We start from the raw sequence: 24,092 nt of genomic DNA on the forward strand, positions 1-24,092 counted from the left end.
GTTTTCTGCATATCTAACGCCATATCCCATGCGAAGGTGGTCGAGCGCCAGCTTTGCCCGCCGCCACTCCCGTCCATAAGGAGGTCACGCCTGTCCGTACAGAATCTGATGGTGCAGGGCTGCAAAAACCAGCGCCCCGACGGATACTTTTGACATCAGTGCAAACATATTTGCACTGATGCGACGCCCCCTAATTCCATTCATAGCAGCCGGTAACTAAAACCGGCACCGCGGCTGTTATTGTAAATCTGCTGGCCTGACTGTCCTGCATCTTCACTGTACACGCTCATGCGGCGGCCGTTAGTCAGCGAATCCATTTTCCGCCGCGCGTTTTTATCGTCATAGCGCACAGGCAGACACGCCCCTTTACTGGCGCTCTCACTTTCGACACGGAACACCCGTACCCTGATGGCATTTTTCCGCACCTGATCAGGATCTTCACCACTGACCACGCCCGTCAGTTTCTGAAGCGTATCTGCCGGACTGCTGTACTCAGCCTGGCTTAAATAACGGCCGTTCGGGGTTAACCAGAAATCCTGGCTGTCACTGACACGGTAGGTTTCGCCGTGGCTGGCGATGCCTGAGACGTTACAGAAGCGGCCATAATCGGTGGGCTGTCCGGGGAGCATGGCACACCCGCTAAGCAGCAGCGTCGACAGGGCGGCGATGTATCCTTTCAGTTTCATGTTGTCTCCTGTTCAGGATGAACCATTTCGGCCGGTGGGCGGTATCCCGGATACGGGATAAACGGCGCATCGGTGGCAATAAGGTCAAGCAGCTTCTGGCCACTGACCAGGATCAAGCGGCTGTCGCCACGAATGAGTTCTTTGGTGCCTTCGCGCGTTTTGCCGGTATGACAGAAAAATCCGCGGGCACCGGTGGTGTTCAGCAGGTCGCTGAAGTCACGGACGTGGCCAACGGCAATATAGCTGGTATAGCGTTTGGCCTGGACAAGCCAGGTCTGGCCATCAATCTTCACACGGCCATCAATCCCGCCGTCACCGGTATACCGGCGGTTACGGATCACTTCAAAGCCTCGGCGTTCAAAGCCTTCAAGCAGCAGCTCTTCGAATACAAACGGGTCAATCTTGCGCAGATAGGCAATTTTCTGCCCGAAATGCGGGAACGTATTAATTTTATCGATCACTCGTACCGCGCTGGCCTGTTTCCGTTCGTGCCGGCGCCGGCGTCGCCGTGTACCCTGCCAGAGGCCATACAGCAGGATACCCGCAAGGATAAAAGAGCCGACAACATGGATGGACTCATTCATTATCGATCCTCAGCACTTCATACTTCAGCTGCCGCAGCAGCCTGTCTTTGCTCATGGTTTTCAGGGCGGGCCATTCCGCTTTCAGCGTCAGCGCGACGGTGGCAAGTTGTATGGTCCGGGGTACTGTCTCACCGTCCTCATATTTTACCAGGCTGGTACGGCTGATACCGAGCTCAGCCGCGGCGCGTTCCTGGGTCCAGTTCAGGCCCCGTCGCCACAGGATCAAGTCAAAGCCGGTCAATCCGCCGCACTCCCATGCTCAGTGTCGGGCTTCGTGCCGGCGGGTACGGCCTCTTTCCCCTGTGCCTTTTTTTCCGCCGTGGCCGGGTAGGCCGATGCCAGCTGTGCCCGGAAGTCACGCCACGCTGACAACCAGAGCGCATCAGATACCTGGTCTGACGAAAGATTAAGGACCGCATGGCGGTCACGCCAGTGGTTAAACGTCTGTACCGGCAGACCAGCACGCCGGCGCAGCTGCTGCTCGTCGAAATAGGCACACTGAACCAGGAGGTGTCTGACGTTCTGCGGGACAACTTCATCCCTGGCCTCTTCCGGCACGGCCAGCATCCCGGCGCTGCATATCCCCTGAATGCCCGCCTCGGTATAAATCTGCTGCAGATCGGTATCATCACCCTGCGCAGCGCCGGCGGTATGCGCCACAACCAGCATGATGCCGGCAATAAGTGGTTTCTTCATCATGCGTACTCAGCTCCTGGCCTAATCCGGATGGACTGGCCTGTTATATTCTGCCTGTATTTATAGCCTGAAAATGTTCATATTTGAACATTTTTTATGTATATTAATTCGGCAGGCTCGCCATAAACACAACAGGAGACGCGATGGATATCAACTACTACGATGAACATCAGGAAGAATTTGAGGCGGTTAAACTGGCGCTGAAGGGCGAAATGGAGAGGATCTGGGGCTCCATGCTGAAAGAAAGCGGGGATAGCCTGGATAATGAAGCCACGTACCTTAACCTGTTTGAAGAACTGCAGTACACCTTCTCTCCGTCCAGCTTCAGTAAACTCACCCCGTCGCAGGATCTGGATGAAGATAAAATTGCCGCCTTTGTGGCCAGAACCCGCGGCTATAAGTACGGCATCACGATCAAAGCCCGGCCAGGCCACCCGCAGAAATGGCTGAAAGGACGAATCAAGCCACTTGAGGACGCGGCAGGCACAAACCAGTGCTGGATCGACACCGCCACCATCGTGCATATCGGTGCCGGTCAGCAGTTTGACGATCAGTATTACCTCACCGTGACCACCCAGACCGGGCAGAGCTACCGCGTGAATGAATTCCGTCTGCCAGGTCGCCTGCTGGAAGCCGCCCAGGAATCCCTGTTCAGGGCGCTTGATTCAACCACAGGCGGTAATTTCTGATACGGAGTTGCACCACGCTTATCGGGGATTTATACTCGCAGTGATTAACAGATTAATTTTCCGTTTACTCCGACAGAAAGTTAAGTAGTAAAAAGGTCTATAATTAAAAGGCGCCCTTCCTCACCAGTTGGACGCCTTTTGTGTATGCATCATCAGTTATCTGTAACCCCTGAAAGAAGTGTGATGGACATGTCGTCTTCTTCACGTGCAACCATCACCGGAACATCCTCCCAGCGTGCCACGTTTTCTCCCCACTTTTGCAGGTCAGCACATGACAGATTGTGCCTCTGACATAACCTCAGAATGGTGTCATTCGAATACCAGTCTATGCGGGACAGGTGTTCACGGATCACCCATTCATCCCACGGCCGGCCGTCAAATGCTGGTTCACGCCGGCGCCATTCCGGATTGTTAATGACCAGATAATCGCCGACATAAAGACGGTCGGTCAGCTGATATATATCAACGTAGCCAACCTCACTGTCAGGGATCACCTCCAGGAAGAGATAACCCGCTACGGGATGTACCGCGCCCAGAAGCACCATAGGCTGAGTCACCATGTTATTCCCCCTGTTCGTCTTCACCTGGCCGCCAGGCCCGCTGCCCCTTATAGCCCAGCAGGGATTCGCACATCAGGTCAGTGATGCGTGCAATAGCGAGATCCGCATTGTCAGCACGCAGGGATATCACGGCCGTTTCGCCCCGGTTCGCGGCATTCCAGACGCCAGGCAGCAGCGTCTGGAACCGGGCCCGGTCATCCCCCTCCGACAGCAGGGCCGTTTCCGGTAGCCGTTCGCGGATCACCGCTTCACCGGCCTGCCGCAGGATATCGTCACGACTCCAGATGCACAGCGTTGCCGGTCCGCTGCGCATGAGGATAGTAGCGGCGTCAGCCATACTCAGTGTATCCAGCTTCAGCATCTCCATACCCGGCCGACGCAGCACAAATCCTATGGGCCGGCGGTACTTGCCCAGCTGCAGCAGATCGTCGTCTGTCAGCAGCTCCAGGCCACGCTGCAGGACCAGATGAAGCACGTCCGCTTCTTTGACCGGGCGGATCAGGTTTTGTCTGGCATTTGCCCGGACGGTCAGATCTTCAATACGATGCCAGAGCTCGTCATTAATATGCTTGGTGGCCATCGTGTCTACACCTCCGATTCAAAAACGTGCATAACCAGGTTTACGCTGGCCTGCACCATCTGCACGGTCCCGATGAACCTGGCGCCAGTGAAGGACTCAGCCAGCGGCATTCCCGAGCCAGCCACCAGGAAGCGCCGCTGCTCTGTCGGCGCGTCAGTGTCAACCCGCGCCCAGAGACAGATATCATCGCCCTGCGTGCCCACACTGAGGATCGTCGCGCCAGCAGGCATATTCAGGGTGATTTGTGGCTCAAGTACATATTTCCAGATAGTGTTCATTGTGGTCCCGTTATTTACCGGTCAGAGGGCTTGCCGAAGCGCAGCGTATGGCCTGTCGGGGCATGGCCAGCATCGATAGTGAACGGTACGCCCGGACCGCGAAACACGCCCGGATCGACGGCGGCAGGTTCGCCGGCAACGACCGGCCGGACCATGCCCGTATCGTAACTGTCCGGCAGGTTATCCGGCAGGCAGGCCTGCGTGTAGTCATCCGCGACCTTCTGCGCCTCTTCCTGCGTGGGGAAACGACCCAGCACGCCGGTGATCTCTTTCTTCAGTCCGAAGCCGTAGCCGCGAACCTTGTACGCTTCATATTCCATCCCGTTCACTCCGCTTGCCGTTGTTTACTGAATAGCCACACTCTAATAAATTAGGTTTCATGCGTATATTATAAATATTTAGATTTAGCACTAGATGCTAATTCGTGAAATGCCGCACACAGGTAATCATCACGCTGCGTGACGACCGCACGATTTACCCCGCCGGATGATTTGCGACCTTATCTTTTCACCCTGTGACTTTTACGCCCGTAATCACCGGAAAATACCTTTTCGCCGGTGCCGTCATTGCGGAAAAAACGTAAATACCGCAAAAAACGAAATCAACAGGGAAGGGAAGGCAGGGGAACGGCCGCGCGGCTGCCGGCGCGGACACTATATCTTGTGCCGTTATCAGCTGACGGAGCCACTACATATAGCGTTATCCACAGAAACGGGGGATAAGTCGGGCAATTGATGAGAATACCGCTAAACCGCAACGGACCGCAAAACGACACCCTTCTGATAAAATGACATCAAAAAGACCACTATTTGAAGACACAAAAAATAACCAAAAGAGCACATATTGACTCATTGCATTCTGACAGGCATAGTGACTGAAAATCAGTCAGCCAGGAGAACGCCATGCAGCGTCTGAACGTCCGCAACATCCCCGATGAGATCTACAGACAGTTTGAGCAGGAAGCCGCCCGCCAGGAGCGCAGCACCGAGGCGCACGCCCGTTTTGTGATCGCACAGTCCGTGCAGCGTGAAGCAGCTCTCACCGGTGCCGATCGTTACCGCCGGGAGCTGAGCGCCCGCCTCAGGCACCTGTTACCCCTGGTCAACGAAGCGGCCTCCCGCCCCGGCCCCAATTACCAGCCGCCGATGGACGCGGCCGCCCTGGCGGAGCGCCTCGGTGAGGCCAACCCACTGGCGGTGATGAACTGGTTTTCCGGCCACGATGTCCCGGATTTTGAGCAGGCCGACCGTCTGGCCACTTACCTGGGCTGTTCCGCACGCTGGCTGAAATTCGGCGAGGGACGCCCGTTCGCGTTCGGTTCGCAGCGGCGCCTCAACGGCCACGGCAGCGCGTATGACGATGCGCGCGCCCTGCTGACGCCGGACGCCGCCGGCAATCCGGTCTATAAGATCAGCCTCATCCGCGAAGACTCCCCGGAGGGGAATATTCTCATCCTGCGTGAGTTCCACAACAGCCTGCAGGCGGAGATCTTCTGGACTAACCTCCACCTGAGCGAACACGTCGGCAATACCGGTTTTCACGATCTGTGTGATTTTTTCGCCATGCTCGAGCAGCTGTACATTTTCTATACCAATAACGACGTGTTCGTGAAAAGTTACGATATCGCCCGGGGACGCCTGCAGTACGAATTTGAAGAGAACGACTGTCACCCGCTGCTGATCACAAAACGCTGCGGCCGGGAAAACATCTGGTGGGAGGATATCTGGCACGAAGAAATGCTCGGTAAGCGCAATCCGGAACGCAACGGCGGGTATTTCTGGCCTGACGATCGGGAGATTATCAATAGGGTCATGGCGCACCTGAAGGAGAAGCAGCGTCTGATGGATAAGGACGATCTGGAGATGCTGACGCGCTACTCTTTCGGGATGGACGAACAACGCTCCCGTTACAGGCTCGCCACCCACACCGGTACGACAGAACAGGAGTCTGACCATGAATGATGAAATCCGCCATGAAAAACCCGTTGAGGTGAATCTGCAGCTGACGCACAGGGAAGCACAGGCGCTCGCACAGCTGGTCAAGCGGCAGGGATTCAGTGACTGCCGCCGACTGGCAACGTCTGATATTGAGGCATACCTGATGATGGATGGTATCAATCAACTCATGAAAGCACTGGCGGAAGAGGGTTATGCACCACGGTAAGGATGGTTGTCCGTCGTCAGAATCCCTCTATTATAGAGTCCTGTACTGCCTGACGAAGACAAAGGCCCTGGCCATAAAAATTGACCGGAATATCCCGGCGCAGCGGGTTATGCGGGGCTGGACAGGATAGTAGCAAACCGTGGATATCCGCTGAAGATACGGATGGATAACGGGCCGGAGCTAATATCACTAACCCCTGAATACTGAATAACCTAGGGCCGGAAGAATACCGGTTGATAACTGAGAAAACGGAAATATCAAAAAATGTGTGGAACTAAAATGGATGTGCTTACACACCGTTTAGTATCGTGTTAATAAAAATCTAAAAATCCATATATTTCAATCTTCTTATGGCTACTTTGAGCATGCTGTATTTACATGCAAGATTAACTCTAATAAAACCCTCGCCAGACTTACCGTAAATAGAACCACTATTTACGATTATCCCAACATTATTTCTCAGTAGCTCTAGGATTTGATCGCTGTTAAATCCCGTTTTACTAATATCAACCCAAACTAGATATGTTCCTTGTAGTTCCACTACTTTACACTTTGGTAAGTATCGAAAAATATACTTACGGAATAACTTATAGTTTCGATAGATATAATCCTTAACGCCTTCCAACCACCATTCCGAGTCATTATAAGCTGCGATTAGAGATGAAATGGCGAAGATACTTATATCGTTAGCATAATCATTTTTAAGTGAATCCTTTATTTTTTCTCTGAGGTGAGCATTACTGATTATCATCACTCCTTGTTTAACACCAGAAATATTAAAAGACTTGCTAGGTGAAAAACAGACTACAGAACTGCATAGCATATTTCCTATAGGCTTTGAAAATGGAATATGTTTATTACCCGCCCAAATTATGTCACAATGACTTTCATCAGAGATAACAATGACTCCATGCCTAGCACAAATATTACCTAACTGAGATATTTCATCCTCTGACCAGACTCTTCCTATAGGGTTATGTGGACTACAGAATAACATCGCCTTACATGATTCCCTCGCCGCCATAATTTCAAGTTCTTCAAAGTTAATATAATACTTATTATCACGATAAATAAGATTGTTAATCATGGCGGTTCTTCCAGAGCTCTCAATACAAGAGGCGAACATATTGTATACAGGCTCTTGGATAATTATTTCATCACCTTGTGATGAGATACTCTTTATTATTGTAGATATAGATACATCAACACCTGAAGCACAAACAAGCCATTCGCGTAAAATATTGTAATTATGCCTTCGAGAAAACCACTCAATGATAGAGTTAAAGTAATCTTCTGGTACATAATGATAACCAAATACTCCGTGTCGAATGTTATTAGAAAGAGAGTTTATAACTGCGGGGGGAGAATAAAAATCCATGTCAGCTACTGAAAATGGTAGTACATTATCTTGATTAGGCCGATCCCATTTACTCGAATGGGTACCGAGACGTGAAACATGCACATCAAAAAATTGAATAATCCAATCCTGCATATACTCATGATCCCCAATGATTTCATAATAAAGAAACGTATAACTATGTAGTAGCTGAAACATCAAAATGCAAATGATTCGAAGTTTTTTTGGATATACACCTATTCCCTCCTAGCACATCGTAACCCTCATCGCATCGCATCAGTTCCTTGTACCATTTTCTGCGGCATGCAAGAACAAAAGATATACATCACTTCTAAATTCCCAAAAAAAACCTTATATATCAATAGAATAAAAAACAACTTTGATCTTGACCCGCCATCTCCGGACAGCTTTTGTATCTTAAGTTAACGATGCCCGCTGCCGCCGGTATTCCCTTGGGGAGTGATATCCCAGCGCGCTGTGCGGGTGGTTTTCATTGTAATGCGTGAACGCTGCTGCAAGGTTTCGCAGTGCTGTTCTCACATCCGGTTTTGGCATGAACGCGATATAGTCTTCTTTCATCGTTTTCACGAACCGTTCGGCCATGCCATTACTCTGCGGGCTGCTCACCGCTGTTGTGCAGGGCTCCAGATTCAGCTCTCTCGCGAACCTCCGCGTTTCATTCGCGGTATACGCTGAACCGTTATCCGTCAGCCACTGCACCGCTGTGTCGGGCAACCTGTCGCCGAAGCGCTTTTCCACCGACCTCAGCATCACATCCTGCACGGTCGAACTGTCATAGCCTCCCGTGCTTGCTGCCCAGTCTATGGCCTCACGGTCGCAGCAGTCCAGCGCGAACGTTACCCGCAGTTTTTCGCCGTTGTCGCAGCCGAACTCGAAGCCATCTGAACACCAGCGCATATCGCTTTCTGCCACCGCGATTTTGCCCTTATGTTCACGCTTCGGTTGCTCTGGTTTGTCATGCAACAACAACAGGTTATGCTCGCTCATTATCCTGTAAAGCCGTTTGGCGTTCACAGGTGGCTGTCCCTCTGTGCGACGTTGCTTGCGCAGGATGCCCCACACGCGTCGATAACCATAACTCGGCATATCGCTGATAATGTTGAGGATAGCCGACAGTATTTCTGCGTCTGCTTCGTCATTACGCCGGTTACAGCGCCTGTCCTGCCAGTCGGCAGAACGCTTAATCCGCAGTGACAGTTGCGCACGCGACACGCCCATGGTGCGGCTGACCAGGGCTATTCCCCGTCCTTTGGCAACAAGGGCGCGTGCGCTATCCATTTTCGCGACTGACCGTACTCCACGGCTTCTTTCAGGATCTCAACTTCCATCGTCTTCTTGCCCAGAAGGCGCTGAAGCTCCCGGACCTGCTTCAGAGCAGCAGTAAGCTCAGAAGCAGGAACGACTTCCTCTCCGGCCGCAACAGCGGTGAGGCTGCCTTCCTGATATTGCTTCTTCCACTTAAACAGCAGGCTGGGCTGGATACCATGCAGGCGGGCGACATGGGAGACATTCATGCCCGGCTCCATCGTCTGCTGGATAATGGCGATCTTCTCCTGAGGAGTTTTACGTTTACGGACTTCTTGCCCTAACAGGATCCCGGTCATCTCAAAATTGGCGTTAGTGTTAGACATATATTCAAGACTATCTCTTATCTGGAGATACAGCTACTGTCTGGTGTTTCAGGGGGCTACATCAAATAAAAAACAACTTTAATGTATTAACGATTCCGTATTGACACACAATCACTATGTGTTAATTATGTTTCAGATTGTTGATTTTTTGTTTCACATGCGAGAACTGCAGTTTTCTCTGAAAACTAAATGATAACTTAATGTGAGGTATCTGTATGATTAACTGGAAGAATTCAGACTCTTTTTACAATAATGAGCATCAAGGATCAGGAAAGCCGGTTCTGTTGTTTATTCACAGTGACCAACTGAGTTGCTGCAATGAATTAGATTCACTCCTCGAAAACATTAACAACCAGGATAGTATCCTTGAAAACTATTTCCCTATCAGGGTATCTTCATTTAACCCTTCAGAGAATGATAAAAAACTTATTAACAATCATATATTTGTAGCATCTCCTGTTCTGCAGGTGTTAAATCATGATGGTAGCCGTAGTCATGAGTTTAGTTATGTGCCTAGACAAACAAGACATTCAAAAGGATATTCTTATACGCATAACGAGAATGACGGGGTATTTAACGAAGATTTAGTTCGCTCGCAATTGGAAATAGGTCTTGCAAAATATCACTTTCTCAATAAAAACCAAGATAAAGCATCTGATATAGCGGAAAAAATCATTACGAAGAATAATAATGATCCCAACGCCTATAATCAAGCCAAGATTATCATCGATAAAAAAGAAAATGATGGATACTCAAGTTTTCTAGACTCGAAAATAAATTATAGCGAATTGTCAAATGCCACTACCCGCCTGTTAAATAACCTGCGAAATATAGAAGACAGATTAGTGATGAAAGAGTGGCCTTACACCGATGGCGACGGTGATTGGAAATGGTATACAGATTGTGTACGTGAACTCTCATTTCAAATATACCAAGAGTTGATAACAACTTCTAATAATATTGAACTTGCTGTTGGACCGCGCAGGAAAAATAAAAAAACCCACCTAATTTTATCAAATTGGCACAAAAACTACAGGAAATTACAATCAGATTTCATTGGCGTTCCTGATGAGATGTTAGATATTATTGCTCTTAAGCATGAGCGTAGTTTACGAGAAAACATCGTCCATTGCATCCTTTGTGAAGGTAGCGCACATGGTTTACAGATCCTAAATACAGTTAATGAAAAAAACAACCCTGAGTGCATCATTGATTTTGAAACCCATCAAGCACAAGTAGGTGAAGTAACTGCAGATATTGGCCCAGCTGCAGATCTTTTCTCACATTATGAAAGCGTCCACACAAAAATGATGAACCAGCTCAAGTATATTAAGGATAGCGAGCTAGATATTAAGTCAAAATGGTGGGAGCCCGAAGCAGTTACGCTTAAGTTTAGACTTGACCGTCTTGGATGGCATCTGCAAGACCATATTTGCACTCACAGAAAATTATTATCAGAGATGAATTTTAAACCTAACCTTGTAGATACATTTTCACAAGTTATCTTTGAAGGAATGGCGCAGGTTGAATGCAGTTCTTTAGGATTTGAAAGGCAATTTAAGGATGAACTCTCAAGCCTAATTGCCATGATAAACAAGAGAGCGGACGAATTCTTAGAGTTCTCAAAAAAATAAAACTTCTAAAATACCATGCACGATATTTTTATATCGTGCAATAAACTTCAGGAAGATATTTATGAGCAATGAAGTTGAATTCTGGAAACGTTTGAAATGCTATAGTGGCATTGATTGCGAAACATTCCTATCTGAAAAGTGGCAGTTAAAAAACACGATAAAAAATAGAGATAATTTACTCGAATTTCTTCGACAAGAACTACCTCAAGAAATTATTGATGATTTTACTCTCTCTCTATCTAAAAACCCTATGCAGATAAAATTAAGCCCATATATTTTGTCACTAATTGACTGGGATAATTTTCATGAGGACCCTATTAGAAAACAGTTTATCCCTTTGTTTAGTGAATATAAAAAGGATCATCCGGCATTGAGACTTGACTCACTTAACGAGAGTGACGACTCCCCTGTCCAGGGGATAATACATCGCTACCCAAACAAAGTGCTTTTTCTCTCAAATCATAGCTGCCCAGTATATTGTCGTTTCTGTACACGAAGCTATATGGTTGGCGAAAGTACGGCATCCGTGAGCAAGAGTCATAATGTAGCAATGCCCAATAATTGGCATGATGCAATTAATTACATTATTAACAATGAAAATATTGAGGATGTCGTTGTCAGCGGGGGTGATGTATATACTCTCCCAGCAAAACATCTAAAAACATTACTCACTGAACTATTAAATATACAGTCGGTAAAGAGAGTAAGAATAGCAACCAAGTCACTTGCCGTACTACCCACTAAATTCCTATCATCAGATGGTTGGGCTAGTGCAATAATTGATGCGAATACACTCGCTCTAAAAAAGAGAAAACAGTTTTCTATTCAAACCCACTTCAACCATGCGAATGAAATAACATGGATAACCAAAAAAGCAGCTGACCTTCTGTTTGACCATGGTATAAAAGTTAGAAATCAAACAGTACTGATGAAAAATATTAATGATAGTTTCCAGAGTCTTAAAGATCTTATGGACTCATTAGTTAATATAAACATCGAACCCTATTATATATATATGCATGACCTAGTCCCTGGAAGCGAGTTCTTTCGCACCACCTTGAAAAGCGCTCTAGAGTTGGAGGAACTCTTACGAGGCTCGACATCTGGATATAATATCCCAAACTTTGTCGTTGATCTCCCTGGCGGTGGAGGGAAACGCAATGTTTGGTCATATCGACACTATGATATCGAATCAGGTATATCTATTTTTCGCTCACCTGTAATAGATAAAAATAAATTCTATTTCTATTTCGACCCTATCGCTCAGGGTAAAGAAAGTGATGTCAATATGGAAAACTTTGACCAAGCCAATCTTGATGCTATCATAGAAAAAATAAAAAATAAAAAATTTGAGGAGTTACGATAATGCAAAAATATCTTCTTGTTTCCGCTATGCCTACTCCAAACGGAGGGCTTCACCTTGGGCATTTAGCTGCACAATTTCTACCTCAAGATATTTTCAAAAGATACCACAAGCCTAGAGGAAAAATAGTTGAGTTTTATAGTGGCTTTGATGTCTATGATAACGCAATTAGTGTTGCTGCAAAAAAAAACAATGTTAGTACATATGAAATGGCTATTCACTATCAAAACATTATTAAGGATCAACTTAGTTATTTCAATATAGATATTGACAGATTAATCAATTACTTAGAACCGGAATTGATAAGGAAATCGAAAAACATTCTTGCATCTCTAAATAAAAACCTCAGCCCTAATCTTTTTACCAAGAATGTTTCATATCCTTATTCGGCTGATAACACTCCACTAAGTGGGAATTGGCTGACAGGCAAGTGCAAAAAATGTCACCATGACACAAAAGGCTATTCCTGCGATCGCTGCGGAATATCGATTACCCCCAATGATATTTACGACTTTAATTTTGAAAAATTATACGTAACACAAGGAATAACTTGGAAAGACAAGATGATATCTTTCCTCTCAGTCCCTTTTTCTGATCTTGAGAGTTACATTGAAAGTCAACCTATATCAGATGATATAAAATCTCTTTGTTATGTGTTAAATCAACAGAAAAATAATTGTTACCAATGGACCGCTATTGACCAGTGGGGTATGTCTCTAAATTCAGAGGTAAAAGATGAAGTATTTTTTAACAGAAACTTTACCTTGATAGAACAAATGATGATTTCTGATATTTTTTATGAACATCATGGTGAGAATCCATTTTCGATAGACAGTGAAGTGACAACAATTCTTGCTTATGGGAAGGATAATGTAGGATTACTCTTGATTGACTTACCTAGTATACTACTTGGCTCTAAGGTTTTTGCACCTTATAGACAACATTGGGTAAGTCACTTTTATTGCATCGATGGGCAGAAAATGTCCACGAGCAAAAATTTCGCTATCTGGCTAGATGATATTATGACGTCTAATATAAGCTCCGATAGTACAAGAGCTTATATTTGCAGTGTATACTCTAGAGATGAAGATACCAATTTGGATTTGAAATCACTACTTGAACATGAAAAATTTACTGTCGACCTGCAGCAAGGTATTCTCGGCATGAATAAAATAACTCAAAAAGATTCAGGAGAGAATGTACTATCGAGTAGAATGCAGTCTATAGCTGAAAAAGTAGATACTATATTCTCCAATGTTGATTTGGATTTTAAAGAATACTACAATAGATATAAAGAATTTTGTTCTTTGATTTATTACGTAAACTGTCAGAAATCAGCAATCTTATGGGTGGAAATATTTCATGGGTACTTTAGCGCATTGGTTCCAAACACTGCATCTTTTGCAAAAGAAAATGTGAGATTTTATGCCAAAGATTCAAAAAGGTAAATTTATCGCAAGTGCAGGTTTAGATAATTTTGGGGATGGTCTTATGACCATCTTTTTCCCTCTTATTATGTTATCAATGACTTCTGACCCTATTATTTTCTCACTAAGTTATGTAATAAAAACTTTGTCGTCTGTTCTATCGTCTTTTCTTTCTGGATACATACTGGATTTTCATCCTATATTAAAAGTAACTAAATTAGCTAAAGCCGCCAGACTAATTTCTCTTATTTTAATCATATCTCTGCCAATGAATATTATCATGATACTTTTTTGTGCGCTAATTTTTGGAGCCACAGAGGTATTTGTTGATAACTCAACGCAAACTATTAGTTTAAGTCTCTATCAAAAAAATGAATTAGTTAACATAAATAACAAACTTCAGTCAATGGAATATTTTTTTGTTTTCTTTATTGGGCCAATCGTTGGTGCATTTATTTTTAAACCTTATAACAATACGCTGCTTTACTTCGCGATCACTACATACTCTTTATCTTTATTGCTCTTTTCATTTATGAATGACATTCCAAGAAATAATAGGGAAAATAAAGAAAATGCTTTTAATGAAATTATGCACGGATTGAAATTCCTGTTAAGTCATGTATCGCTGAGGATCTTATGTATCTATGCTGCCGCTTTTTGTTTAGTTATATCTTGTTTATTCTCAGTTTTCCCGATGATAATCTCGTCACAAGTGAATGATCCGCAGTTGTTCACTGGATTGTTCTATGCACTAAACTCTCTCGGGTTCGTTTTAGCTTCATCTCTGACCCCTATAGTTTCAAAAGTTATTTCAACAAGAAAATTGCTATTTATTTCATTGTGTTTTACATTTCTCTCTAGCATTATTCTAGTATTGGATCATACTATTCATATAATGCTTATATCAGTTTTTTTTCTCGGATGTGGTATGGGGTGCTGGGGCTGCATTGCTGTAACCTATAGACAGAAAGTAATACCTCAAGGTATATTCTCGAGGACTAATGCTGTTTACAGACTTTTTTCTTGGGGAGCTTTATGTGTGGGAGGTCTTATGGGTGGAGCTATTTATCAGATAATCGGTTACGATTCACTCTTCTATATGACGTTAGCATTTACACTATTCCTTACTATATCTTTCTATTTTATGCCCTTAACGGATGAGTTATGATGAAGTTACCTACATCACTTTTACCATTCAAAATAAACAGAATACATACTGAGTTAGGTATATTCAAAGTGAATGGATATAGATCATCAGTTAGCACTGATAAAATGACCATAATTCTCTCAACGGTTTTTATTCTTTCTACAGATGGCTGGGAAGAACTTATTTTAACCCAACCTAATAGTAACCTGCTGGAACAATTAATTCCTTACCTGGAGCACCATTTAATGTCAATTCTGTAGTGGCACAATTCGCTTACCGAAAAAACGGCAATGCTCCCAATTAGTAGAACATGTATTTTTCAACGAAGGCTCCGATAACCTTTTCATGCAGCTCAACACCATGATCAAAAGCACATTGCTCCAGTGCGCGGCAGGTGAACTCCGGCCCCTGGTCAGTTCTTATCGTCGCTGGATACATCCGTCCGTGGCCCGAACGTATAGCAGGTCTTTCAATGGTCGGGGACTTTCACCCCTTGATCTCTACCGGTCTCCCGGCGCAAACTGTACATATAAACAGTATACATACAGTTTTAGCGAAGGGGAAAGGTGGGGCTAAGGTGCGTTGTCGCGCGGTTTAGCCGATCGGGCCAACAATCGGTGCAGATAAGTCAGGGAGGCATCACCTTCAGGCTGCACCAGCCAGTCACTGCGGATAAACAGTGTCACCAGTCCCGGTACATTCCCTGTCAGACGCACCAACACAGGATTTATCTGTCGGCCATCGTCGTCAAATGCGGCATCGAGACTGGAGCGTGAAAGATAAATGCCGTTCACGCTGGCATTCAGGGTTACGGCATTCCGGCCGGACCATTCCCGGTCGCTTAACACACGGTAATTCCAGTTCATAGCCTTCGCTGCCTCCAGCGCATGTTTCAGCCGGAACAGATCATTTTGCTCAGACAACTCGCCGGTACAGGAATGCCACAGGTAATTCAGCTTACTGGCCAGCTGTGCATTGACGCCCAGCTGACGGCCCTGTTTAAGCAGCCACTCAATGTCGGAAGCGACATCGCGCGAAAAACGACGTTGTCTCAGCGCGGTCGCCAGCCAGCGGGTGAGAAAGAGATTTTCCTGTGCCGGCGACACCACGTCACCGTTCTGCCTGGCTAAGGCCAGCGCCACCAGGGCACACCACGCCAGATGGGCCGATTTTCCTGACTGATTCACCGCGGGCTTTTTTCCTTTGTTCAGGGGAATGAATATATCTTAACCGGAAGCGGGTCTTATCCGGAACCGGTGATCCCGGATTGAAGGGGTCCGCTTGGAAAACGGAATCTATGGTCACTCCCGTTTTTGCAACACCGATTTTGACGATAAGTTGGCTTGCTTGAATCTATCCGGCGTCTGAATGGGATTTTATTCCCGCGCCTTGATGAGTTCCGCGCCTGATGAACCTCCAGAAAATATACGGCTTCAATGAGCCTTTCCGTTTTACAGGTTCCTCAACAGGCCGGTGGGCCGTTTGTATCATCAATATCAGTATTCGCAAAACCAGATGAATGATTGTTTAAACTGGTGTATTTCTGCCTTTATGCTTCGTAAGTTTGCTGTCGCGCCGTCAGTGCCCAGGCTATTCTGGCCAGCTTGTTTGCCAGAGCACAGGTGACGACAAAGTTGCTTTTCCGACACAACAACTCCCTGATCCAGTCGGCCAACTTGCCAGACTGGTGTTCCAGTTTTTGTATGAATACCCTGGCACATTGAACCAACAAAGTTCGGATCTTTTTATTACCTCGCTTACTAATTCCCAGCAATGTCGTCCTACCTCCCGTGCTGTACTGCCGAGGTACAAGCCCTGTTGCCGCCGCAAAGTCACGGCTGCTGGCGTACTGCTTCCCGTCGCCAATCTCAGTTGAAATAGTACTCGCTGTCAGTGTTCCGACGCAGGGAATGCTCAGCAAGCGCTGTCCAACCTCATCTTCGTCCAACTTTCGTTTCAACTGGGATTCCAAATCTTTAATCTGCTCAACAAGATAGTGATAATGCTGTTGTAATTTCAGCAATAACTGGCTGAGGTAAAGAGGCAAACTATTATCCTCAAGAATGGTACTCAGTCGGCTAATAACGGCAGCTCCTCGGGGAACGCTAATGCCAAATTCCAGCAGAAAAGCATGCATTTGATTGGTTGTTTTTACCTTATCCTGAACCAGGGATTCACGGACACGATGCAGAGCCCGCATTGCCTGCTGAGATTCCGTTCTGGGCTGCACAAAACGCATAGACGGACGCGATGCAGCTTCACAAATAGCTTCGGCGTCGACAAAGTCGTTTTTATTGCTTTTAACGAACGGGCGGACAAATTGTGGTGATATCAGCTTTGGGGAATGCCCCAACTCTTCCAACTTGCGTGCCATAAAGTGAGAACCGCCACAGGCTTCCATTGCGATGGTTGTAGCGGGGCATGTCGCCAAAAATTCGATCAACTTTGGCCGGGTAAATTTTTTACGGTAAACAGCCTTCCCGCGACGATCCTGGCAATGAATATGGAAAGAGTTTTTACCCAGATCGATACCAATGAGCGCAATGTTTTCCATGATAGTTCTCCGAATGAAAGCCTGTCCTCAGCATAGTACCGGGAAGGAGGGAGTGACCATCTCATTAATTATCCCACGCTAAGACTATATTTTGTACAGCAGTGGAGAAGGATGAGAGACCAGCAGTTCATTAACAGGGACTCCTTTTTGCTTAAGCGGCTCAATGGTTCTTTCTATATAAACCGTATTCCAGAGTGTTATCGCCGCCGTATGTAGTGTCAGCGCCGGTGGCGTGGTAACGCTGATCCTCCCACCCCCAGATCCCTGATTTCATTCAGCCGGTGCATGAAGGATGCTCGCCCAAGGGCCTCACCCTTATTCAGCCCCGCCTGTATGCATCGGCCTAAGCCTTTATCGCAAAATCAGTCCAGCATAAACAGCGTCCGATCTCTGCAGAAAATCGCCCTCTGCGCTACGAGTTTGAACGCATTTACTCTGTTTATAGGTAACATTCGCTCCACGATATAATGATATCGGCAACGTATTCAGCATCCTGAGCATGAGTCAGAAGGTGATCCGCCTTACCCAACGAAATGAAACTCTTGGGATGCTTTGCTGCTTTGAATATTTTTTCGGCCTGCTCAATTAACACAGTATCATCTTCAGTCGCATGAAAAATAAGCAGAGGCTTGTTCATGGCGAACACCTTATGAGCGATTTTGTGTTCCTGAATATTGTCCAGCATCTGTTTCTTTAAGGTAAATACCCGCCCGGCCAGCTCAACGGGATAGGCTCCATGCTGGTTAATGTTTTCAACATCATCCTTAAAAAGACGTTTTACGTGTGTCAGTTCTCCGGGTGATCCTATGGTGACAACGGCCTTTGCCTCAGGAACTTCGCCGGCAATAGACAGAATGGCCGATCCCCCCAGGCTATGGCCGATGAGCAAAGAAGGCGCTTCGTACTGTCGGCGGAGATAATCTACCGCGCAAAGCAGGTCCGAAATATTGGATGAGAAGTTGGTGTTGGAAAAATCCCCTTCGCTGTTTCCCAGACCAGTAAAATCAAACCGGAGAACGGCGATAGCATTCTCTGTCAGTTTCCGCGCAATACGCGCCGCGCCTTTGAGGTCTTTGCCACACGTAAAACAATGAGCTAACAGCGCAAACGCTTTAGGATTTTCAGGAAGTTCAAGCAATCCGGCCAGTTCTTCACCAGCCGCATTTTTGAACGTAAATTTTAGTTTTTTCATAGGATATTCCAGGTCTTAAACTGATTTCATATGTTTGATCGCAGGGAAAAATAATCTTCTGCTCTGCATCTGGCATTACGCGTTTTCCTTCCTCTACTGGGGATGTGAAACAGAATTCATTCCGAATGCCTGTCCTCACCTTCCAGTTTGAAAGCTGATTATTGCTTCCTGTTCGGTGATCACTTACGCTATGCTACCAACTAGATGGTAGTTTACAAGAATTTTATGAGGTCTCACTGAATGGCCAATTGCGCGCTCATTCTTAAAATATCCCTGGCAATGCTGGCGTTTGCTGCAAACTCTATTCTGTGCCGTCTGGCCCTGCAGGGAGGCCACATTGATCCCCTTTCATTCAGCAGCCTCAGGCTGGCCAGTGGTGCACTCGTCCTGTCACCTTTCTTGTTTTATCACGCAAAAACTACATTATCGCTGTGGCGTCCGCTGAGCGGATTTTACCTCATGGTGTACGCAGTGCTCTTCTCTGTCGCCTATATCCATCTCGATACCGGGGCAGGTGCGCTGTTACTTTTTGGTGCCGTACAGTTTGCGATGGTGATCCACGGATTATTTAAAGGGGAATCACTCTCCGTTATGCGGGCTTGCGGTTTAGTTATTGCTCTGGCAGGAATTGCTGCCCTGCTGTTACCCGGGGCGAAGGCACCGCCGCTTTACAGTGCACTTATGATGATCGTTGCCGGATTAGCCTGGGCCGCCTATTCCGTCAGGGGGAGGGCGGGCCAGGCGGCCGGGGCTTCAACGGCGGCAAATTTTGTACTCGCCACGCCGATGGCTCTCGCTCTTTCGTTGCTGTTTATGAAGCAGGGTCACTATGATGCTGCGGGCATTGCTTTGTCATTGCTGTCCGGTGCCGCCGCCTCAGCCGGTGCATATGTATTGTGGTATACCCTTTTACCCTCTCTCGGCTCTATCACCGCCAGTACCCTTCAGCTCAGCGTTCCCTGTCTGGCAATGCTAGGGGGTGTGGTATTCCTGGATGAATCACTGACGGTCAGAACGATATTTTCTGCCCTGGCGGTGCTGACTGGCATTGTGATGGTGACACGCGAGAAATCCCCCCGTCAGTCGATGACAAAGGCGAGAGAACCTTAATAACGCAATTAATTCATGCAGTTGTGATGATTCTCTTATGTTAATCACACGAGCCAGTTTTCCCGCTCCGGCATCAGACTGACAGTAATACTGAGGTCGACGTTTCTGACTACACCTAAGGCAGGTTTATGAAATGAAATATGATTTTGATGAGTACGTAAGCAGAGAGAAAACAGACAGTCTCACCGTGGACGGCTGGCGGGAATACCTGTTTTCGGGACAGTCCGAATTTGCAATGCGGTATCCGGCAGAAGGGCTAATCAACCTCTGGGTTGCTGACATGGCTTTTGCCACACCAGAGCCGATTCTTCAGGCCATCAGAGACCGTCTGGATAGAAAAATACTCGGCTACACTAAAATCTACGACGAAGAATACTATGAGATCTTTGGCAGCTGGTGTGAGCGACAATATGGTCACCGTTTCAAAACGGAAGACATTGTGCTGTCTCCGGGCATTATTCCCGCGCTGAACCGTCTCGTCCCGCTTCTGACCGACATGGATGACAGTATTCTTATTATGACGCCTTCATATGGCCCGTTTAAAAAGGCGGGTGAATACAGTCAGCGTCGCGTGGTGTACTCGGCGTTAAAAAAATCAGCAGGCGGCTGGGAACCTGACTGGGAAGACTTTGCACGCAAAGCCAGTCAGGCCGATTTACGTGTGAAAATTCTTTTCCTGTGTAATCCGCATAACCCGACCGGACGAGTCTGGCGGCCTGATGAACTTAAGCGGATTATTGAAATTTGCCTGGCCAATGACATCTGGGTGATATCTGACGAAATTCACTGCGACCTGTCCCGAAGCGGTATCGGTCATACACCGGCCGCCTCTCTTTTCCCTGATTCTACACGCATTATTACCTGCATGTCCTCGAGTAAAACATTCAATCTGGCCGGGAATTTGTTGGCAAATATCATTATTCCGGATCCCGGTGTCAGAAGCGAGTGGCGTCTCAGACACGACGAGTTCATCTCTCCACTGAGCCTGGCAGCAAACAAAGCGGCGTGGAGTGAATGTGATGACTGGCTTGTCCATCTGAGGGAATATATTGACGGCAATTTCCAGTACCTGCACGACTATCTCAAAAGCTATTTACCCGAAACCAGGTTCTCGATCCCCGAAGGGACATATCTGGCCTGGATAGATATTAGCCGCTACCTGCCCGACACCGCAGGTGAGGATTTATCGCTGTATTTTGCCCGGGAGTCAGGGGTCCTTCTTGAAGGGGGCTTGCTGTTTGTCGACAATGGGGACGGATATATCCGGTTAAATCTGGCCTGCCCACGGAGTATGCTGACAGCAGGGATGAAAAGAATTTCACAGGTACTGCGGATACCGGCTCCTCATCGTGTATAACCCCTTTCTCTCTGGCCGTTTTGTCCTGTCAGGATGTCGTCAGAACCCGGCATAACACCCTGTGCCGGGAACACAAAAGGCACGGATGAACAGGTCGTGAATATTCTTAGTGAAGCCTGCTGATGACATGTCTGGCGACAAAAAAATGCCGCCCTTAAGGGGCGGCTTATGCCAGCGTCACGGGGTTATCGTCTGACCGCCATGATGCCCGCATCGACATCCCAGATAGCGCCCGTCACCCATGAGGTTTTGTCAGACAACAGGAAGAGAATAGTGTTTGCCACATCTTCGGCAGTTCCGACGCGTCCCAGCGGGTGGAAATCGTTCAGCGACTTCATAGCATCTGCGATATCCGCTTTGTCCATGAAGCCTTCGTATATCGGCGTATGAACAATCCCGGGAGACACCGCGTTGACACGAATACCCGCGCTGGCCAGCTCAATCGCCAGATTACGCGTCAGGGCATGCAGACCCGCTTTTGCCATTGAATAGGCCGAGGCCGGCGAGTCACCCAGTGCAGCCTGAGCACCAATCGAACCGACGTTGACGATAGACCCTTCGAGCTTCGCGGCGAGCATGTTCTTCACGACATCCTGTGTAATAAAGAACGTGGCTCGGTTCAGCGAAAGATACATGTCATAATCGGCAAAGCTGTGCTCGGTAAATCCTTTGGGCATGAAGATACCGGCGGCATTCACCATCAGGCTGATATCGCGATGGTGAGCATTAATTTCCTGACGGATAGTTTCCATACCTTCTTCGGTCATCAGGTTCGCCGCGATGACCGCAACCGGTCCCAGAGGGCTCAGTTCTTTTTGCACCGCTTCGGCTTTGTCTTTTTTATTCCCGGTCAGCACGACACTGCCGCCCGCTTCCAGTACCATGCGTGCCACGGCCAGGCCCATGCCGCTGGTACCGCCGACGACGAGCAGTTTTTTACCTTTGAAAAAAGTGTTCATTTTCTGACTCCATTACTGGTGGGTAAGACGTTGCCGGCAGCGTGAAACTGCCGGCGGTTGACGGATTAAATACTGCAGCCATCCGTTCCGCAGGTCTGACCCGCAGTGGCTGAAAATTCGGTTTGCTGTTCATCCCAGACCTGACGCAGGGCATTCAAAAAGTTATCTGCTGCCTGAGCCCCGCTGATGGCATATTTTTCGTTCATCACAAAAACCGGAACGCCGCTGAGGCCAATAGACTGTGCGTGGGCTTCATCGTCGGAAACGGTGGCGCGAAAATCGTCATTTTCCAGGGCGGCTTCAGCGTCAGCTTTCGGCATACCGGCTTCTACGGCCATGGCAACGAGCTGCTGACGGTCAAAGAGAGAGCGACCTTCGGTGATACTGCCATGATAAAAACGTTCTTCCACCGCGTCCGCAATTCCGGCCTTACGCGCGGCAACCAGCAGGGTGTGTGCATCTTCTGTATCACCAAACATCATGCCGTCGAAGTTGTAGATCAGACCTTCAGATTTACCGGCGGTGCCCACCTGATTCATCATCAGCTCCGCTGAATGCTGACTGCCCAGCTTTTTAACGATGGCATCCTTAAAAGGCATCGCGGGAGTACCACCGGCCAGACGGTAGCTGTGATGGCGGATCACCACCTGGTCGCGAAATTCAAAGCGATTCAGACCCTGTTCAAATCTTTTTTTAGCAATCCAGCACCACGGGCAGACCAAATCTGACCAGATATCGATGGTAAGGGTGGGTTTCAGCGTTTGCATAATGATTCCTCAAAGACGTTGGGCTGTCGGATCTCACTTATCAGAGAACCGCGACCGTATGGGATTTATTGCGCCTGCCAGACCGGGTAATCGGTATAGCCTTTTTCCGGGGAACCACTGACGCCGTAGTAGGTGGCGCGGTCACTTTCTGCCAGTGGCCAGCCGTTTTGCATTCTTTCAACCAGATCCGGGTTAGCGATGTAGGGCACACCAAATGCCACCAGATCCAGCTCATCATCTTCCAGAGCCTGCTCTGCGATATCACGGGTAAAACCGCCGGCAGCGATGATGGTGCCTTTAAACGTGTTGCGAAAACGGCGGCGGAAGCCTTCCGGAAGTGGCGCTTTGATGTACACCGGCTGATAGTAAAGGTGTACGTAGGCCAGTTCCCGCTGACCGAGCGCGTCGGTGATGGCTGACCAGGTTTGCTCTTCACCTTCATACGGCGCGAGGTCATAAATGCGGCCGAACGGTGACAGGCGCACGGCAACGTGGCTGTTACCCACGGCTTCCGCCACGGCGTCAATGGTCTCCAGCAGGAAACGCTGACGATTTTCCACCGAGCCGCCGTATTCGTCGGTGCGGGTGTTCAGTTCGCTACTGAGGAACTGGTCAAAGATGAATCCGTTTGCCGCCATGATTTCCACGCCGTCAAAGCCGGCTTCCATCGCCAGGCGTGCGGAGTGCACGAAGTCTGCAGTGATGCGTTTAACTTCATGCGTTTCCAGCGCGCGTGGCTGGCTTGGTACAACCGGGCCCGGTTCTCCGGATTCGGTCAGCGCAAAAACGGTGGTATTGACCGCCTGAACGGTGCCCGCTGAAACCGGCGCTATGTGGCCTGGCTGAAGAGAGACGTGAGACATACGGCCGACGTGCCAGAGCTGCGCGAAAATACGGCCACCTTTGGCGTGAACCGCTTGTGTCACCTTACGCCAGCCCTGGACGTGTTCGTCGTTGTAGATACCAGGGGTATAAAGGTAACCCCGGCCTTCTTCTGAAACCGGCATCCCTTCGGTGATGAGCAGGCCAGCAGAAGCACGCTGTGCATAGTACAAAGCCACGACCTCATCCGGCACGTCATTCATGGTGCGGGTGCGGGTCATCGGTGCCATGACTACACGGTTTTTTAACGCCAGGCCAGACAGATTGTAGGGGGTGAAAAGCTTACTCATCGTATACCTCACAAAAAACAAAAAGGAGTATCCCGGCAGGGATTTGCACAGCCCGGCAGTATCATCGACTGGACGTCGCGCACTGGAGTTGCATAAACATCTGATGGGTGGCAATATACCAACCATCTAGTAGGTAGGTCAATGGCTGTGTCGTATTTTTTTGTC

Annotated in this window: 26 protein-coding genes and 3 pseudogenes; 12 read left to right on the forward strand and 17 right to left on the reverse strand. The window is 47.8% G+C overall.

The window, feature by feature from the left end:
- Positions 1 to 200: 200 nt before the first annotated feature.
- The 4 genes from BHE81_RS27165 to BHE81_RS27180 are packed head-to-tail and all read right to left on the reverse strand — an operon-like array spanning position 201 to position 1,969.
- The gene (locus tag BHE81_RS27165) at positions 201 to 686 is read right to left on the reverse strand and encodes a hypothetical protein (RefSeq protein ID WP_103468694.1); all 486 of its coding nucleotides are present in this window, start codon (positions 684 to 686) and stop codon (positions 201 to 203) included.
- The gene (locus tag BHE81_RS27170; protein WP_103468693.1) at positions 683 to 1,270 is read right to left on the reverse strand and encodes a restriction endonuclease; all 588 of its coding nucleotides are present in this window, start codon (positions 1,268 to 1,270) and stop codon (positions 683 to 685) included. The genes BHE81_RS27165 and BHE81_RS27170 overlap by 4 nt, the downstream gene beginning before the upstream one ends.
- Positions 1,263 to 1,511, reverse strand: a complete 249-nt coding sequence (locus tag BHE81_RS27175) for a helix-turn-helix domain-containing protein (protein WP_103468692.1) — start codon at positions 1,509 to 1,511, stop codon at positions 1,263 to 1,265. The genes BHE81_RS27170 and BHE81_RS27175 overlap by 8 nt, the downstream gene beginning before the upstream one ends.
- On the reverse strand, positions 1,508 to 1,969 hold the full coding sequence (locus tag BHE81_RS27180) for a hypothetical protein (RefSeq protein WP_103468691.1): 462 nt from the start codon (positions 1,967 to 1,969) through the stop codon (positions 1,508 to 1,510). Before BHE81_RS27180 ends, BHE81_RS27175 begins: the two co-directional genes overlap by 4 nt.
- Positions 1,970 to 2,109: 140 nt before the next feature.
- Between BHE81_RS27180 and BHE81_RS27185 the strand changes: the two genes are divergently transcribed.
- Positions 2,110 to 2,655 (forward strand): hypothetical protein, encoded by a 546-nt coding sequence (locus BHE81_RS27185; RefSeq protein WP_103468690.1) that lies wholly within the window; start codon positions 2,110 to 2,112, stop codon positions 2,653 to 2,655.
- A 152-nt stretch (positions 2,656 to 2,807) separates the two neighbouring features.
- Here the strand turns inward: BHE81_RS27185 and BHE81_RS27190 are convergent, their stop codons facing one another.
- The 4 genes from BHE81_RS27190 to BHE81_RS27205 are packed head-to-tail and all read right to left on the reverse strand — an operon-like array spanning position 2,808 to position 4,393.
- Positions 2,808 to 3,215, reverse strand: a complete 408-nt coding sequence (locus tag BHE81_RS27190; RefSeq protein ID WP_103468689.1) for a hypothetical protein — start codon at positions 3,213 to 3,215, stop codon at positions 2,808 to 2,810.
- 1 nt (position 3,216) lies between these two features.
- Positions 3,217 to 3,795: a hypothetical protein gene (locus BHE81_RS27195; protein ID WP_103468688.1), complete on the reverse strand. Its 579-nt coding sequence runs from the start codon at positions 3,793 to 3,795 to the stop codon at positions 3,217 to 3,219.
- A 5-nt stretch (positions 3,796 to 3,800) separates the two neighbouring features.
- Positions 3,801 to 4,073: a hypothetical protein gene (locus BHE81_RS27200; protein ID WP_103468687.1), complete on the reverse strand. Its 273-nt coding sequence runs from the start codon at positions 4,071 to 4,073 to the stop codon at positions 3,801 to 3,803.
- A 14-nt stretch (positions 4,074 to 4,087) separates the two neighbouring features.
- Complete coding sequence (locus tag BHE81_RS27205) at positions 4,088 to 4,393, reverse strand: hypothetical protein (protein ID WP_103468686.1); 306 nt, start codon at positions 4,391 to 4,393, stop codon at positions 4,088 to 4,090.
- A gap of 582 nt (positions 4,394 to 4,975) precedes the next feature.
- On the opposite strand from BHE81_RS27205, the gene BHE81_RS27210 reads away from it, so the two are divergent.
- The 4 genes and pseudogenes from BHE81_RS27210 to BHE81_RS29200 all read left to right on the forward strand — a co-directional run.
- A complete protein-coding gene (locus BHE81_RS27210) occupies positions 4,976 to 6,034 on the forward strand; it encodes a FitA-like ribbon-helix-helix domain-containing protein (protein WP_103468685.1) in 1,059 nt (352 codons plus the stop codon).
- Positions 6,027 to 6,236 (forward strand): hypothetical protein, encoded by a 210-nt coding sequence (locus BHE81_RS27215; protein ID WP_032440553.1) that lies wholly within the window; start codon positions 6,027 to 6,029, stop codon positions 6,234 to 6,236. Before BHE81_RS27210 ends, BHE81_RS27215 begins: the two co-directional genes overlap by 8 nt.
- A gap of 61 nt (positions 6,237 to 6,297) precedes the next feature.
- Positions 6,298 to 6,428: pseudogene (locus BHE81_RS29195) on the forward strand (IS3 family transposase); the annotation flags it as partial.
- Between the two features lie 6 nt (positions 6,429 to 6,434).
- A pseudogene (locus BHE81_RS29200) lies at positions 6,435 to 6,514 on the forward strand (integrase); the annotation flags it as partial.
- 44 nt (positions 6,515 to 6,558) lie between these two features.
- Here BHE81_RS29200 and BHE81_RS27225 read toward each other — a convergent pair.
- Complete coding sequence (locus BHE81_RS27225; protein ID WP_158656807.1) at positions 6,559 to 7,728, reverse strand: MalY/PatB family protein; 1,170 nt, start codon at positions 7,726 to 7,728, stop codon at positions 6,559 to 6,561.
- A 282-nt stretch (positions 7,729 to 8,010) separates the two neighbouring features.
- A protein-coding gene (locus tag BHE81_RS27230) for an IS3 family transposase (protein WP_097311113.1) occupies positions 8,011 to 9,218 on the reverse strand; the annotation gives its coding sequence in 2 pieces (ribosomal slippage) (positions 8,011 to 8,897 and positions 8,897 to 9,218; 1,209 coding nt in all).
- Positions 9,219 to 9,460: 242 nt separating this feature from the next.
- Between BHE81_RS27230 and BHE81_RS27235 the strand changes: the two genes are divergently transcribed.
- The 5 genes from BHE81_RS27235 to BHE81_RS27255 all read left to right on the forward strand — a co-directional run bounded on the left by BHE81_RS27235 (position 9,461) and on the right by BHE81_RS27255 (position 15,076).
- Positions 9,461 to 10,879 carry a hypothetical protein gene (locus tag BHE81_RS27235; RefSeq protein WP_103468683.1) on the forward strand — a complete coding sequence of 473 codons (1,419 nt, stop codon included), beginning with the start codon at positions 9,461 to 9,463 and terminating at the stop codon, positions 10,877 to 10,879.
- 61 nt (positions 10,880 to 10,940) lie between these two features.
- The gene (locus BHE81_RS27240; protein WP_103468682.1) at positions 10,941 to 12,245 is read left to right on the forward strand and encodes a KamA family radical SAM protein; all 1,305 of its coding nucleotides are present in this window, start codon (positions 10,941 to 10,943) and stop codon (positions 12,243 to 12,245) included.
- The gene (locus BHE81_RS27245; protein ID WP_103468681.1) at positions 12,245 to 13,690 is read left to right on the forward strand and encodes a class I tRNA ligase family protein; all 1,446 of its coding nucleotides are present in this window, start codon (positions 12,245 to 12,247) and stop codon (positions 13,688 to 13,690) included. The genes BHE81_RS27240 and BHE81_RS27245 overlap by 1 nt, the downstream gene beginning before the upstream one ends.
- Positions 13,668 to 14,837 carry an MFS transporter gene (locus tag BHE81_RS27250; RefSeq protein WP_103468680.1) on the forward strand — a complete coding sequence of 390 codons (1,170 nt, stop codon included), beginning with the start codon at positions 13,668 to 13,670 and terminating at the stop codon, positions 14,835 to 14,837. Before BHE81_RS27245 ends, BHE81_RS27250 begins: the two co-directional genes overlap by 23 nt.
- Entirely contained in the window at positions 14,834 to 15,076 is a 243-nt protein-coding gene (locus BHE81_RS27255) for a hypothetical protein (RefSeq protein WP_149888860.1), read from the forward strand. Before BHE81_RS27250 ends, BHE81_RS27255 begins: the two co-directional genes overlap by 4 nt.
- A gap of 312 nt (positions 15,077 to 15,388) precedes the next feature.
- On the opposite strand, the gene BHE81_RS27270 is transcribed toward BHE81_RS27255, so the two are convergent.
- The 4 genes and pseudogenes from BHE81_RS27270 to BHE81_RS27285 form a co-directional block, all read right to left on the reverse strand.
- Entirely contained in the window at positions 15,389 to 16,003 is a 615-nt protein-coding gene (locus BHE81_RS27270) for a DUF2913 family protein (RefSeq protein ID WP_103468679.1), read from the reverse strand.
- Positions 16,004 to 16,365: 362 nt separating this feature from the next.
- The gene (locus BHE81_RS27275) at positions 16,366 to 17,370 is read right to left on the reverse strand and encodes an IS110-like element IS4321 family transposase (protein ID WP_149888861.1); all 1,005 of its coding nucleotides are present in this window, start codon (positions 17,368 to 17,370) and stop codon (positions 16,366 to 16,368) included.
- 99 nt (positions 17,371 to 17,469) lie between these two features.
- Positions 17,470 to 17,783, reverse strand: a pseudogene (locus BHE81_RS27280) (Tn3 family transposase); the annotation flags it as partial.
- Positions 17,784 to 17,809: 26 nt separating this feature from the next.
- A complete protein-coding gene (locus BHE81_RS27285; RefSeq protein ID WP_004729622.1) occupies positions 17,810 to 18,562 on the reverse strand; it encodes an alpha/beta hydrolase family protein in 753 nt (250 codons plus the stop codon).
- A 240-nt stretch (positions 18,563 to 18,802) separates the two neighbouring features.
- On the opposite strand from BHE81_RS27285, the gene BHE81_RS27290 reads away from it, so the two are divergent.
- Together BHE81_RS27290 and BHE81_RS27295 are read left to right on the forward strand one after the other, a co-directional pair.
- Complete coding sequence (locus BHE81_RS27290) at positions 18,803 to 19,672, forward strand: DMT family transporter (protein WP_001567390.1); 870 nt, start codon at positions 18,803 to 18,805, stop codon at positions 19,670 to 19,672.
- Positions 19,673 to 19,805: 133 nt separating this feature from the next.
- Positions 19,806 to 21,029 carry a MalY/PatB family protein gene (locus BHE81_RS27295; protein ID WP_023287190.1) on the forward strand — a complete coding sequence of 408 codons (1,224 nt, stop codon included), beginning with the start codon at positions 19,806 to 19,808 and terminating at the stop codon, positions 21,027 to 21,029.
- A gap of 185 nt (positions 21,030 to 21,214) precedes the next feature.
- Here the strand turns inward: BHE81_RS27295 and BHE81_RS27300 are convergent, their stop codons facing one another.
- From BHE81_RS27300 to BHE81_RS27310, 3 genes are all read right to left on the reverse strand, one after another.
- Positions 21,215 to 21,988 carry an SDR family NAD(P)-dependent oxidoreductase gene (locus BHE81_RS27300; RefSeq protein ID WP_004729618.1) on the reverse strand — a complete coding sequence of 258 codons (774 nt, stop codon included), beginning with the start codon at positions 21,986 to 21,988 and terminating at the stop codon, positions 21,215 to 21,217.
- Positions 21,989 to 22,053: 65 nt separating this feature from the next.
- Positions 22,054 to 22,755, reverse strand: a complete 702-nt coding sequence (locus tag BHE81_RS27305; protein ID WP_001194072.1) for a DsbA family oxidoreductase — start codon at positions 22,753 to 22,755, stop codon at positions 22,054 to 22,056.
- 65 nt (positions 22,756 to 22,820) lie between these two features.
- Complete coding sequence (locus BHE81_RS27310) at positions 22,821 to 23,927, reverse strand: alkene reductase (protein WP_021242986.1); 1,107 nt, start codon at positions 23,925 to 23,927, stop codon at positions 22,821 to 22,823.
- Positions 23,928 to 24,092 lie beyond the last annotated feature (165 nt).

This window comes from Klebsiella sp. AqSCr, from assembly GCF_008452795.1.
Lineage (GTDB): Bacteria > Pseudomonadota > Gammaproteobacteria > Enterobacterales > Enterobacteriaceae > Klebsiella > Klebsiella pneumoniae.